Here is a 12,604-nt window from a genome sequence, read left to right on the forward strand (position 1 = left end):
TTATAGGAGGGAAATCGTGGAAAATGAAAAATGTGACTTGATACACCCAAACGGTGTCAAGGAAAAGAAGCTGGAAGTGATTGATGGATGCACGATCAAGTACCATGCAAACGGAAAAACAATTTGGTCAAAGGGAAAAATGATGGATGATAAGCCAGAAGGCTATTGGGAATGGTATCGTGTTGATGGAACAATAAAGCGATCAGGGTATTTTGACATGGGCGAACCTGTTGGTGAGTGGGTCACCTATGACGGCCAAGGCAATAAACACAAAACTACAATTCGTGATAATGGATAAAATGACAGAGAAAGATGCTATCCCTTACCCATTTTAGAGCAATGATAATTTAGGTGAACTCCAGCCCTAAGCAGCTTGAACTTTAATTCGGTGCCTAGTTCAACCTTACGGCATTGCTTTTGAATAATATATGTCAGTACGCGGGCCCGTTTCAACGACTCTTCTCTTCTTGAACATTATCTGCATGCCTTTAAGGTGCTCGAAAAGCCTCTGCCCCTCACCAAGCAAAATAGGCATAATGCCAATTTGCAATTCATCCACGACTGAGCTGCGGTTTCTTTTAATTTGCTCTTTTTAGAATATGACTTAATGTCGCAATGCCCTTCGTCTCCAGTTATATTAACTTCCTTTCAGCTTAATACATGGAGAGATGCATTCAACTATCGTTTCGCGTTTGTTCAACAACGAGAAACAATCTACTTCGATAACCCTGTTTGGTGTTTGATTATGAACCCCACCAACAGGTTTACATACGAAGTCAAACATAACTTGCGTAGGAACATCAGTCACACCATCATACCATTTAAAAATCCCTGTATTCGAATAGACACCAATTAAGTTGCTAACCGTGGTGTCTATTCCGCTTTCCTATTTGATTTCACGAATCAAAGCATCCATTAGATTTTTCTCCAACTTCCACTTGTCCACCAGGGTAAACCCAACCACCGTCACGAGTTTTTACTAAAAGGATATTTCCTTCCCCATCTTCCACAAATCCACCTGCGGCTACGATATGTGCTGGAAATGACATTTTTGGACCTCCTTATACTGCAATGAATATATATTTATTCCACTTCCTTCTTGCACTTCCCTGCCCGTTATTTGAGTTAACTGGTGAAAATCTTATTTTTAAGATTAATAAAATGAGCAGGCTGCGGTAGCCTGCTCAACAATACGTGTTATTCAATTAACCCGTTAGTTCAATGCTGCAAAGCGAACTCTGATGTCATGATTTGAGCTCATATTTTATCATCCAGGGGGAAAGCGATGTTTTGTGGCTTGTTCAAAAGCATAAGCTAGTTTTATCAATGTAGGCTCACTAAATGAAGTTCCCGAAAAGGTTATACCAAAAGGACCCTTTGTAATCCAACCTTCCGATGTGGTACTTCCATGAGTCGCATATCCAGCCGGCACTGTAATCAACGGGTAGCCTGCCCTCCCAGCAATATCAGTACCTTCGTAATTACCGGGCAGCAATAGGGCATCTAAACTATGTTTTTCCAAAACATAATCGATTCCCTCGGTGCGGGCATACATTTCATTTTTCTTTTTACTTTCAAGGTATTCTGGCTCATTCAAAGAACCTGACGTTTCATCACACCAAATCAACCGCGATTGTCCATATTTCAGAGCGACATCAGCATGTTTAGTATTATATTCAATCAATTCCGACAAAGTATGAACCGGAACTGAGACCGGCAACTTGGATAAGTAATCGTTGACGTATTTCTTAAATTCATGTCTTTTCACATCAAAATTCCATTGCACCTGCTCGCAAGAAAGGACAACGGGGTCAATAACGGTCGCCCCCTCATCTATTAAAAGCGTGATGGCCGACTCCATAATAGCAAGTCTCTCTGGGTCCAAATTTTGATAATAAAATCTCGGGATTCCGATTCTAGCCCTTTTCAAAAAGTTACGATCGAGAAATTGCGTATAGTCTTTAAACGATTGATTCACGCTCGATAATGTGCTGGAATCTCGTTCATCAACCCCTGTCATAACGCCCAATAAAATGGCTGCGTCTTTTACAGTTCTAGTCATAGGCCCGGGGGTGTCTTGGCTGTTCGAGATGGGGATTATCCCCGTGCGGCTAATTAATCCGATTGTCGGTTTCAACCCTACAATGAAATTTTGACTTGATGGACAAATGATGGATCCGGTAGTCTCTGTACCAATAGCAGCAGCAGCCAAATTTGCGGCTATAGCAGCTGCCGATCCAGAACTTGATCCGCCAACGAATAATTCACCAGGACCATAAGGATTCATGGTCAGTCCGCCTCTTGAACTGTATCCTGCCCACATAGTATCCGACATAAAATTTGCCCACTCGGTCATATTCGCTTTCCCTAATAAGACTGCGCCTGCTGACCGAAGCTGCTCAGCAACAAAAGAATCTTTCAAAGCGAAAGATTCTGCGAGAGCCACAGCCCCAGCGCTCGTGTGCATATTATCAAATGTATCAATATTGTCTTTCAACAATATGGGAATACCGTGCAACGGCCCACGGCTTCCCTTTTCTGTCCGTTCTTTGTCCAATGACATTGCAATTTTGACAGCATCCGGGTTGATTTCGATAATTGTATTCAAGACTGAATAGCGTTGAATTCGATTCATGTATATGTTAATGAGGTCGGTCTTCTGATCTAATTTTTCCTAACTCCATAGCAGTCTGCATACTATTAATATCAGCCTCTATGATCCATTCTTCTAGCACGTCTGGCATACGAGATCTCCTTTTAAAGTTAGCAGTTAATTTTGTAAATTTGATTAGGCAGTCACTCGTTAGAGTCCAGCAAACCAAGCCCAAAGTTTCCTCTTCAATCTCATAGCAATACCCAAGCTCGAATCTCTTCCTTGAAGCCATCGAATACAATTATTTTATCACACTCATTTGCGATTATTTGGTAAAGTTTTGTTATATTTGTATGTTATTCTCTATACGCTTTTTATTGAACTAATCTGTCCATTAGCATAACAAGAGGACGCCGCGGCAGCTTCTTGTTTAAAGTTGAACACCCGTTTACCACTAGTTAGAAGATCATATCTCAACTGGTCAACTAAAGCTACCCGCTAGCATAATCGTTAACCGATACCCTTTATTAGAACAGAGAGTGCAAAAAAAGCGTAACTCCGCAAATTAGAATAATCAGTACCGACAACAACCACAAATACAAAGTTATCTTCTTCAAACGAGTTCCAAGCCGAAGATAAATATGAAGCAAAATAAAAATTGGCAGAGTATAAATTAGAGTTTTCCCCGCGATATCCCTTAGTAAGTCCAATACGAACGCATCTCCTATGTCTAATAAATACTGATAGAGGGTTCATTAATCATCCTTCAATATGCGCAATATTTGCCTTGAAATTGAACTATCCTTCCTGTTAGCTTAATAAAGAAAAACTGTATGCGCTGATCGTTATTGAGCTGTACCAAACTTGCGGGATGTAATTCGATACGTTGTAGGTGACATCCCTTTTCTAGCTGTAAACTGTTTAATAAAGTAGGTGTCATACTCGAATCCAGTGGAACGTGCAATTTCATTAAGGCTCACATCGGTATGTGTTAAAAGGTCACTCGCAACCTTCAAGCGATGTGTAAGCAAGTAACCAAATGCTGTTTTTCCACATCTCTCCTGAAACAATTTATTCAGAGACACACGGTTCAAATGAGCACAATTCGTCAAATCGTTTAATGAAATCTTTTGCGAATAATTAGTGTGTATATAATTTAATACTTTATCGACAGGTGAATGTTCGCTATTTTGATTTAACTCCTCCATCAAGCCTAAAATTTGGATGAGATACTTTTTTATTCTGCACACCCAGAGTGCATCACTTTGCGCCTGCACTTCGGTGCCAAGTACGAAAAACCATTCAAACAATAGGGGGAATGCTTTCTCGGTTATTCGAGGTACACCAGTATACAAATGATCCCTTTGAAAAAGGGAAAGTCCTGTTTGAATGCTAGGAGCTGCAGGAAAATAATCCTTCGTTTCGGTAAGAGTAATGGTGTTAAGAAATTCGGGATGAAAACTAAAGGATTGAGCAGATACATTAATCTTTTCAACCACTTGTATATTATCGTCCTCAGCCAAGCATAGGACACCAGGAGCGCTAATGGATATTGGACGTTCATTCAATAATCCGTTTATACTGCCTGACGTAATAAATATAAGCGTATACCGTTCAGGATAAGGAAGAAAACTGAAATCCTCCACTGCTACAAATTCTATTTTCACCGTACGTTCTTTGTGTCGGTCCAATTGCGGCATTTTTTTCACCTATCAAATAGTATAGTCGATTGCTTCACTTATAACAGTGTAGCATACAAGTTCAAAGGTTATAATTAGATTGTGAATCAATCCCAAATGAGCAGCTTAAGGATAACATTCCATAAGTGCAACCTGTGTCATACGGGAGGGGAAAAGAATGAATAAGGATATCCGCTTGAGAGATCAGATATGTTCCAACTATTAAGATTAGTGGGAGGAAATCATTGTGGCTGTTGAACGTTTTCAAATCCAGGTACCCGATGAAGTGCTTGACGATTTACAATACAGACTGAATCACGTCCGCTGGCCGGATCAATTAGAAGACTCAGCTTGGGAACAAGGCACTGAATTAAGTTATTTACAGTCGCTCGTTGCTTATTGGCGAGACCATTTTGACTGGCGTGTTCAAGAAGAGAAATTAAACCGCTTTTCTCAATTTCGCAGTAATGTGGATGGGATAGATGTTCACTTCGTGCATGAGCGCGGTAAAGGACCTAATCCGTTGCCCATTATCCTTACCCACGGATGGCCGGACAGTTACCTGCGTTACCAGAAGATTATCCCGCTTCTTACTGATCCCGCTGCCCACGGTGGTGACCCTGAGGACGTTTTTGATGTCATTGTCCCTTCACTGCCAGGGTTTGGCTTCTCTAGCCGTCCTGACCATCGTGGCGTCAACAATTTTCATGTTTCCGAGATGTGGGCTAAACTAATGACACAAGAACTTGGCTATAACAAATTCGCTGCTGCAGGCGGGGATATTGGCTCTGGTGTTACCAGATATCTTGCGGCGAACCATCCTGAGCTGCTTGTCGGCATCCACTTAACTGATATCGGGATCATTAGAGATCTCATGACTGCACAAGATCTGGTGGGGCTCTCAGAGGAAGAACTGCAGTATAAGAAGAATGCTCAGGAATGGCTTGCCCTTGAAGGTGGCTACATATCCATTCAATCGACAAGACCCCAGACTCTTGCCTACGGCCTATCCGACTCGCCAGCAGGTCTGGCTGGTTGGATGATTGACAAATTCCGTGCATGGAGCGATTGTAAGGGGGACCTGCGGCAAAGTTTCAGCGAGGATGAACTGCTCACGCATATTATGATCTATTGGGTTACCAATACGATAGGATCAACTGCACGTATGTATTATGAGAATTCGCATTCTTTGCCGCCTCTCGGCCGCATAGAGGTACCGACAGCCGTCGCTCTTTTCCCGGCAGATATATTATTGCCACCTAGAGAATGGGCTGTACGCCACCTGAATATAACTCGCTGGAATGTAATGCCCCGCGGCGGCCATTTTACTGCTCTGGAAGAGCCGGAATTGCTGGTTAAGGACATTCGCGAATTTTACAGACCCTTTAGAACATTTCCGGAAAAACTCGAATAGCGGACAGCAAACCGCTAGCATTTGTGGGGTCAGCAACATTACGTAATACCAACAGTTATGTTGCGCTATAATACCCGTTACTTCAACAAAGAAGAATGGAGATGGATCAAAGCCAGCTCCTTTCTTCTTTGTTGAAGTAACGATTTAGAAGAAAAAATTATATAGTCCGTTTCAATTTAACTTCAAAATTAGGTTTGGTAACATAATCCATATAGAATGAACTTCCTCTAGAATCCAGATATGCTTGATAACGAGAACGTATCGCTGGAGCTGTGATTATATCGAGCACTTTACCCTTTTCAAACCAGCTACTTTCTGATGTTTCCTCAGAAGCACACAATTCTCCACCCACAGACTTGCACATAAAGTCTAACATTACCTTTGTTGGAATATCGGTTACACCGTCATGCCATTTATGGATACCTGTATTTGAATAGACCCCAATCAAGCAAGAAACAACCACGTGAATTCCGCTTTCCTCTTGTATTTCTCTAATTAAAGCATCCATTAGGTTCTCACCTACCTCCACTTGCCCACCAGGAAACACCCATCCCCCATGTTGTGTCTTCACTAAAAGGACATGTCCTTGTTCATTTTCTACGATACCACCTACCGCTACAATATGGGTTGGCATTGCCATACTTACTCCCCCTTATATCATTTATGTATAATTATTCCATTGTTAATGGTATCATGAAACCTTATGAATTGAACTCTACTGCCCTTTAGCATAAAAAAAAGAACAGCTGCCGCGGCAAACTGCTCCTTGTATCGTTCAAATAGCGTGTACCGTTAGTTCAATACGGTCGAGTGTTCATTTAATCTTTGAGTTTCTCGTCACTTTTGTATTCTAAAATGTCTCCAGGATGACATTCTAAAGCCTTACAAATCGCCTCTTCGTTAGTTCAATGATTTTTTTCAGGGTGTATGTTGATAAGGGTTTTGACCACCATGGAATATCTTGAGAATATAATCTCCCTCAGGCACCTCAAGTTCATTATAAGATTTTAAAAAACTCTTGTTATCATATGGTAATTCCAAGGTTTTTACACTGACTTTCTCATCGTTTACATTTACAATTCCATATCTTGCGCGTGGCAGATGATAACATCCTAGAGAGCCTGGATTAAAGAAAGTTCTATGATTAGAAATAAAATGATGAACAATGTGATGATGACCAAAACAGACAAGTTGATATGCTGTTTCAGTATAGGCTTGCTCCAATCCTTCTACTGTTGGCTGTTTTTCAATTGGTAAAAACCAGTGTTCATCGTCCAAGTGATAATGTGTAAATAACAACTGTTTATCATTAACGGGTATCGATAGTTGTTTGGGCCACTTAGACATAACTTCAATATATTTAGGTTCAATCCGATCTGCCAACCATTGATGATGTTCCCGCTCTTTATGATGCCCTCGCGGGGGGATCTCTTGATTGAATGCAGCAATTACAGCTAAATCATGATTTCCAACAACAAATGAAATATCATCTCTTTGAGTAAGCAGATCAAGAACTTTATTTGATTCTGGGCCTATACCGACGACATCACCGAGACAGTAAATGTGATCAATTTCTTTTTTTGATGAGATATCTTTCAAAACTGTTTCAAGTGCAGGGCTATTTCCATGAATATCAGTTATGATTGCAAAACTTCTTTTCATCTCATCGACGTCCTTTGCGTGTTTCTCTTAATAATACTCGGATTAATCAAGCAATCCTGCCTAGCTCAACGAGGCTGCCGTTTCATGCCGGCAGCCTCGTTATGGTGATTGTTAAGCTATAGTTAACTGTTAGATTAATGAATTGATCGTATTTATTATGCCGTTGTATTTCTGAAATTTCGTTGCAAAAACTCTTTAGTTCTATTCCAAGAATCCTCACTAGCATCAGCTATTAACTTTGCATCCTGTCCAGGGATTGTTACACGCAAGAAAGGAATTCCAATAGCATGTGTTCCTCCGGGATAGTCTAGATGAATAACCTCATACGGATGATCGTACTCAGCAAGACGATCCACTCCAATTCTAGTAAATCTGGAGACATCACCATCGTCCTGTCCAGAAATGAAAAGGACTGGACCTTGAATACGCTCCACAGGAATAGCTGACCTTTTCACTACTTCTGGATCGGATGCAAGTTCTTCGTACCACTTTACGAACGGTCTACCTTCACCAGAATTAAACATTCTTAAGCACTCTAAGGCAACGTCAACTGGATTTTCTGGCGTAGCATATGGGATAGGTTTATTTTCATACGTCCATGATGGCGGTAAAGTTTTAGCAACAGACCAAGGCACAATACCAGCAAAAGACAAAGCTAGACCACTTAAACAAACAACCGCCTTAATCTTGTTAAAGTAAGCTCCAGATAAGAGAGCTAGTTCCCCACCTTTTGAAGTGCCGTGAATTCCTAGCCAATTAGGTATTACTTCAGGGCGGGATTCCATCCATTTGATTGCAGTTTGGATATACTCAAGAGGAATTTCAGCCGCTCGTTTAGGTAAATGTTCAATGCCAAAGTATGCTAAAGCAAGGGTACTAAATCCGTGGGATGCAAATAGTGCAGCCATATATTCATTTAACCCGCCTTCAGATCCACCAACAACAATTACACCAGGTCGGGCAATACCATCATTGTTAAAAAAATAAGTCGCAACTAGACCCTCTTCACGAATGGGATTTCTAACAATATCATTATTCAACCAAAATCTATTGAGACTACTTGTGCTAATTAACTGACCACTACTTTCAACCGTTAAAGTAAAATGTTGAGGCTCTAAAACTTGACCAACAGATTTTGTATTATCCTCTGATTGAACGTGCTGTATTTTAAGTGACCAGAAAAGGCCCATTGGATCTATACCCTTAAATGTCCCGTCTATAGGAGATTGTCGGGAAAGATCAATACGTCCGTAGTCGTCGGCTATAAACTCAGCATACGATGAAAGATAAAATGTATGAGCTGAACTTCGAGTAATGCGCGAGAGAGTTACCTTTACATTCTGCCTTGGATGAAGCCCCGAAAAGCTTATCTTCACTGGCTCATCCACCAAAGAAGGATTTGGAGCAATGCTAATATTCATATCCTTTAAACCCCCTCGTTAACTGATACTTTCATCAGCCGGTAAATATAGGTAACATTCCCATACAGGAATTATAATTCAAAATACTCTTATAACCTAAATGCATATTTAGCATAATACTTTATAATAAATTTGCATATATTCCATATAAGGGGACCCCCAACATTTTAACGGTAATATACGCTAAGACCTGAATCGCGTCCGATTTGGCTTTTCTCCTTACTCTAAGCTCAAACGACATAATCACCCGACAAACTGAATTAGACTGACTCTTAAAAAAAGCAGTGACGGACTAGGAACTCAAAAGACCTAGACTGCCGCTGCTTTTATTGTGCTATCGTTTCCGTTAGTTTAAAGATGAGGCAATAAGCCAATATGTGCTTCAATTTCAAAAATAAATCCTTCAAGGTTTTCGCAGTCATACTGATACGTGGTTCCAAATGGTTCATGATAGATTCGATATGCTAACCATTTCTTTTCCATTTTACACCTCAAAAAGTTTCAATGCATTATTCTGCCAATCAAGTTATTCGACGATTTACAAATATTCTCCTCCACTCCCAACGAAGCGTTACAGGATAAAATATTAAAACTTATATCCATCGCAGGAAGCTCATTTCCAGCAATCTTAACAACAAAGTCTGCATCGATCTGAACGACTACATTGAGTGAAGATAATAAATTTGTCCAGAAATTGACTGCCCTTGTATTCGTTTTAAATATGCCAATTTTATAGTGACCTTTGTTCCTGTACCGAATAGTCTATGCCTTCAGAAACATAGGGCGGGGAAACGACTAAGATAAATCCGGCTATCTTATTGTCCATCGTAATAAGATAAGGGTACAATCGATCATCCATGTAATATTGCGAAATATCTTCCATTTCATACTTACCATCGGGACCAACTTCTTCAAGCGAGTACATGGATAGCTCACACAAATAATAGTTAAATAAATTATCTTGAGAATAAAATCTCTCTCAGGTTAATCAAGCAATCCTGTCCGTAGCTCAACGAGGCTGCCGTTTCATGCCGGCAGCCTCGTTATCGTGTGTTGAGCTAAAGTTAAACATTAGTTTAGCAAAATTAGCAGGTTTATGGTCTCCAACTCGTTGGCGTCGTACATCCGACATGAGGGTACGACTTCAACAGACTGCTCATCGAGATAAATGCTTGTTTTTATAAAAACTAGTTTAAGTAAACTGAATATCAAGGAATTGCAAATCATTTTCTATATTGATCGTCGTGGTCTTGATCATTTCTTTGGACCATGGATGTAGGTTATTAAAATCTAAGCTCCGAAAAGCTCCTGAATAAACTAGAATTTCACGTAGTCTGAGAAACAGAGGGATTTTATTTAGCCAGTAAGTCTCAAGCGAGTTCTCTTGGAAATATCCCTCCATAAAATAATCGAAAAATCGTTTGGCAGAACGATTTCGCAGCTCTATTCCATCGCTCTTCAGTGGGGTTGCATAAAACAACGGATTTGCTATATCTGCAACGAACCAGTTGTATTCGCACTCATCAAAATCAAAGAGCGTCAAATCATCCTTATGGACATGGAAATTGTTAAGGTGGATATCACCATGAATCAAACCGTAAGAATCCCTGTCTTGAGGTAGTAGCATTAATTCGAATAGAAACTGTTTCGTCTTTTCAATCACATTAGCATAGGATTCAGGGACGTACTCAGCGAATTTGATTAGGTAATTATTATCCTTCCAGTCACTTCGTCGTGCTGATCCTTTTTTAGCTTTGTATTTTTTTGATAACATATGAATTTTCCCGGTAGTCCGGCCTAGCTTTTGAATCAGATTTTTATCTTCCATAAATATCTGATAATGAGGCTTCGATCCGGGCGCTTTTTTAAATGCTGTAGCGATAAAATAGGAATCCTCATGGTGAGTTATATTCACTAGTGAGCCCTCTAAAGAGCGTATTGGAGCTGCTACATTCACTCCATGATTGAATAAATACGTGATCCAATCCAATTCTGCTTCAGTCAAGTTAAGGGATCGATGAGAGCTGTGAGCAATTCTTAAAATACAACTTTTTGTGTTCTTATTGGCCTCATAGACAAAGTTTTGAAATCCCTTTAAATCGATCAAGTCGTTTTTATGAAATCCGTATTTACTGGCGGATTCCGTCAAAATATCGTCGTTTAGCAAAGTTTTAATTTCTTTTTCCAAATCGATTCCTCCTATAAATTCTTAATGTGAATTTATGATCGAAATCTCCTTTTCTTCAGGCAATCTAAGCAGCAATAACCAAGGCTGGTTGATGCGCATATTTCCCCTCCTTACCAAGTCGTAAAAAAGATATTCTACATTATACAGCCATTTCCTTCTTAGGTTGTGCAGATCACCTTATAATGTTGACGCGACCTCTAATAAAGAGTTGGACTGACGTACTCTATTTATGATGTCCCACAATGTTCATTAATCTAAACCTAATTGGTCAATAAGAAAATCACCAGGTTGAAGTTTTACTACTGCATTTTTATCCTTATAGTTCCATCCATTGCTTATGGCATAATTAATTAGCTTCGCACAAACCTTAGGGTGACATAGGATCGTTGCCCAGTTGATTTTCCAAGAAAAGAATATCACATAATACGATGTTTTAGTATCTGATGGGTATATCTTAAAACTAATAAAGTCATTGTCTGGACTTTGATCGATGATACAATGAAACGGGTAGTTATCGACTGTTAACTTCTTGACTTCCTTCGTAAATAGCTTCAAGTGCATGACTCCTTAATGAAATAATATGATTCAGCTTACTCACTTGTCAGAGCCTCTCAAAACTACAGCTTATGACTTGATCTACTAACCTGCCCGTTAGCGGAATAAAACATTTTCCTTGAGGATGCTAAAAATTGGTATGCTCTTTTCACCTTCATTGTCACATTGATCAAGTGTATACACGTAGTCATCTTTTGTCTCAATCATGTTAATCTTCTTGCACCGGTAAATCTGTTTTCCATGCTCAGAGCTCATTCCATCTCTGGTATTATCAATTGTCCAGGTGACCTCTCTGCCATTTGAATGCACATCATGTATCCAGTAACCACCGTCGATAATCGGTGGAATGAGCATCAGATAGTCGCCTTTCCCATTTTTATGACGTTGAACCATCTCATCTAAGCGTTCTACATCCACCTTGTTAAAATGGTGAAGGATAATATCTTTTCTTTCAAGTGCCTCTTTGTCAGTCGTTAGATTAATAACCAAAATCGTTACCAACACCACGATGATACCAGCCAGCACCCCGATCGTTATCTTTGTTCGTAACATGTTTAAGTAATTCATACATCATCTTCAAATATACATTTTAAAATCAAACCTGCACATTCTTCGGAGGTGTTTAAATATGTGTTGACAGTACAATTGTACTGGATATCTTTTGCCATGATTTTGTGTTGCCAATCAGACTGGTCTTCTGTTCTATTTCCTCGTGCAATATTTCTTTGACGGCAAATGTCTAAAGGGCAAAACACTTCAACAATGTATAAGGGGTACCCAGTAAATATATTCTTCACTTTTTCATAATGTGGTTTTAACTCAGCTCTTTCTACCATAATGCCGTCAATAAGTACATTTTTACCATGGTCAGAAAATAACTTGGCTGTATGATACATCAAGATAATTGCTTCACTTAAATACTTCCAATAATCTTCACGAAGATAACGTTCACCTATCATTTCTTCAAAAAGGTCATTGGCAACAACATAAAAAAATTCGTGCGATTTCAACTGTAAAGCATCTACTATAGATGTTTTTCCAGAACTCGTAACACCGTTTAAAAATACGATTCTACCTTTGTTCATCCTTTTG

General features: G+C 39.7%; 12 protein-coding genes and 2 pseudogenes. 2 read left to right on the forward strand and 12 right to left on the reverse strand.

Annotated features, from left to right (window positions below):
• The first annotated feature begins 16 nt into the window (after positions 1–16).
• The gene (locus tag J2Z66_RS06575; protein ID WP_209970571.1) at positions 17–298 is read left to right on the forward strand and encodes a toxin-antitoxin system YwqK family antitoxin; all 282 of its coding nucleotides are present in this window, start codon (positions 17–19) and stop codon (positions 296–298) included.
• Between the two features lie 598 nt (positions 299–896).
• Here J2Z66_RS06575 and J2Z66_RS43760 read toward each other — a convergent pair.
• The 3 genes and pseudogenes from J2Z66_RS43760 to J2Z66_RS06590 form a co-directional block, all read right to left on the reverse strand.
• Positions 897–1,049 (reverse strand): NUDIX hydrolase, encoded by a 153-nt coding sequence (locus J2Z66_RS43760; RefSeq protein WP_312894420.1) that lies wholly within the window; start codon positions 1,047–1,049, stop codon positions 897–899.
• Between the two features lie 218 nt (positions 1,050–1,267).
• Positions 1,268–2,744, reverse strand: a pseudogene (locus tag J2Z66_RS06585) (amidase family protein).
• 694 nt (positions 2,745–3,438) lie between these two features.
• Positions 3,439–4,116, reverse strand: a complete 678-nt coding sequence (locus tag J2Z66_RS06590; protein WP_245375322.1) for a helix-turn-helix domain-containing protein — start codon at positions 4,114–4,116, stop codon at positions 3,439–3,441.
• A gap of 403 nt (positions 4,117–4,519) precedes the next feature.
• Here J2Z66_RS06590 and J2Z66_RS06595 point away from each other — a divergent pair, with 403 nt between their 5' ends.
• Positions 4,520–5,686 carry an epoxide hydrolase family protein gene (locus J2Z66_RS06595; RefSeq protein ID WP_209970573.1) on the forward strand — a complete coding sequence of 389 codons (1,167 nt, stop codon included), beginning with the start codon at positions 4,520–4,522 and terminating at the stop codon, positions 5,684–5,686.
• A gap of 157 nt (positions 5,687–5,843) precedes the next feature.
• Here the strand turns inward: J2Z66_RS06595 and J2Z66_RS06600 are convergent, their stop codons facing one another.
• From J2Z66_RS06600 to J2Z66_RS06640, 9 genes and pseudogenes are all read right to left on the reverse strand, one after another.
• Positions 5,844–6,326 carry an NUDIX hydrolase gene (locus J2Z66_RS06600; RefSeq protein ID WP_209970574.1) on the reverse strand — a complete coding sequence of 161 codons (483 nt, stop codon included), beginning with the start codon at positions 6,324–6,326 and terminating at the stop codon, positions 5,844–5,846.
• Positions 6,327–6,504: 178 nt separating this feature from the next.
• Positions 6,505–6,582, reverse strand: a pseudogene (locus J2Z66_RS06605) (helix-turn-helix domain-containing protein); the annotation flags it as partial.
• 22 nt (positions 6,583–6,604) lie between these two features.
• Entirely contained in the window at positions 6,605–7,348 is a 744-nt protein-coding gene (locus tag J2Z66_RS06610; protein ID WP_209970575.1) for a metallophosphoesterase family protein, read from the reverse strand.
• Positions 7,349–7,503: 155 nt separating this feature from the next.
• Positions 7,504–8,769 carry an acyl-CoA thioesterase/bile acid-CoA:amino acid N-acyltransferase family protein gene (locus J2Z66_RS06615; RefSeq protein WP_209970576.1) on the reverse strand — a complete coding sequence of 422 codons (1,266 nt, stop codon included), beginning with the start codon at positions 8,767–8,769 and terminating at the stop codon, positions 7,504–7,506.
• Positions 8,770–9,499: 730 nt separating this feature from the next.
• Complete coding sequence (locus tag J2Z66_RS06620) at positions 9,500–9,694, reverse strand: hypothetical protein (RefSeq protein WP_209970577.1); 195 nt, start codon at positions 9,692–9,694, stop codon at positions 9,500–9,502.
• 267 nt (positions 9,695–9,961) lie between these two features.
• Positions 9,962–10,957 (reverse strand): phosphotransferase enzyme family protein, encoded by a 996-nt coding sequence (locus J2Z66_RS06625; RefSeq protein WP_209970578.1) that lies wholly within the window; start codon positions 10,955–10,957, stop codon positions 9,962–9,964.
• Between the two features lie 249 nt (positions 10,958–11,206).
• Positions 11,207–11,512, reverse strand: a complete 306-nt coding sequence (locus J2Z66_RS06630; RefSeq protein ID WP_209970579.1) for a hypothetical protein — start codon at positions 11,510–11,512, stop codon at positions 11,207–11,209.
• 96 nt (positions 11,513–11,608) lie between these two features.
• Positions 11,609–12,079, reverse strand: coding sequence for a DUF4362 domain-containing protein (locus J2Z66_RS06635; protein WP_209970580.1), 471 nt, complete (start codon positions 12,077–12,079; stop codon positions 11,609–11,611).
• Positions 12,076–12,597, reverse strand: coding sequence for a phosphotransferase-like protein (locus tag J2Z66_RS06640; protein ID WP_209970581.1), 522 nt, complete (start codon positions 12,595–12,597; stop codon positions 12,076–12,078). The genes J2Z66_RS06635 and J2Z66_RS06640 overlap by 4 nt, the downstream gene beginning before the upstream one ends.
• Positions 12,598–12,604: the final 7 nt, after the last annotated feature.

The sequence above is a fragment of the Paenibacillus eucommiae genome, from assembly GCF_017874215.1.
GTDB classification, from domain to species: Bacteria; Bacillota; Bacilli; order Paenibacillales; family NBRC-103111; genus Paenibacillus_AI; species Paenibacillus_AI eucommiae.

Bases quoted from the DNA above. Each gene is read 5' to 3' on its own strand.
- J2Z66_RS43760 (WP_312894420.1), bottom strand. From the start codon at position 1,049: ATGTCATTTCCAGCACATATCGTAGCCGCAGGTGGATTTGTGGAAGAT.
- J2Z66_RS06600 (WP_209970574.1), bottom strand. From the start codon at position 6,326: ATGGCAATGCCAACCCATATTGTAGCGGTAGGTGGTATCGTAGAAAAT.
- J2Z66_RS06610 (WP_209970575.1), bottom strand. From the start codon at position 7,348: ATGAAAAGAAGTTTTGCAATCATAACTGATATTCATGGAAATAGCCCT.
- J2Z66_RS06615 (WP_209970576.1), bottom strand. From the start codon at position 8,769: ATGAATATTAGCATTGCTCCAAATCCTTCTTTGGTGGATGAGCCAGTG.
- J2Z66_RS06620 (WP_209970577.1), bottom strand. From the start codon at position 9,694: ATGTACTCGCTTGAAGAAGTTGGTCCCGATGGTAAGTATGAAATGGAA.
- J2Z66_RS06635 (WP_209970580.1), bottom strand. From the start codon at position 12,079: ATGAATTACTTAAACATGTTACGAACAAAGATAACGATCGGGGTGCTG.
- J2Z66_RS06640 (WP_209970581.1), bottom strand. From the start codon at position 12,597: ATGAACAAAGGTAGAATCGTATTTTTAAACGGTGTTACGAGTTCTGGA.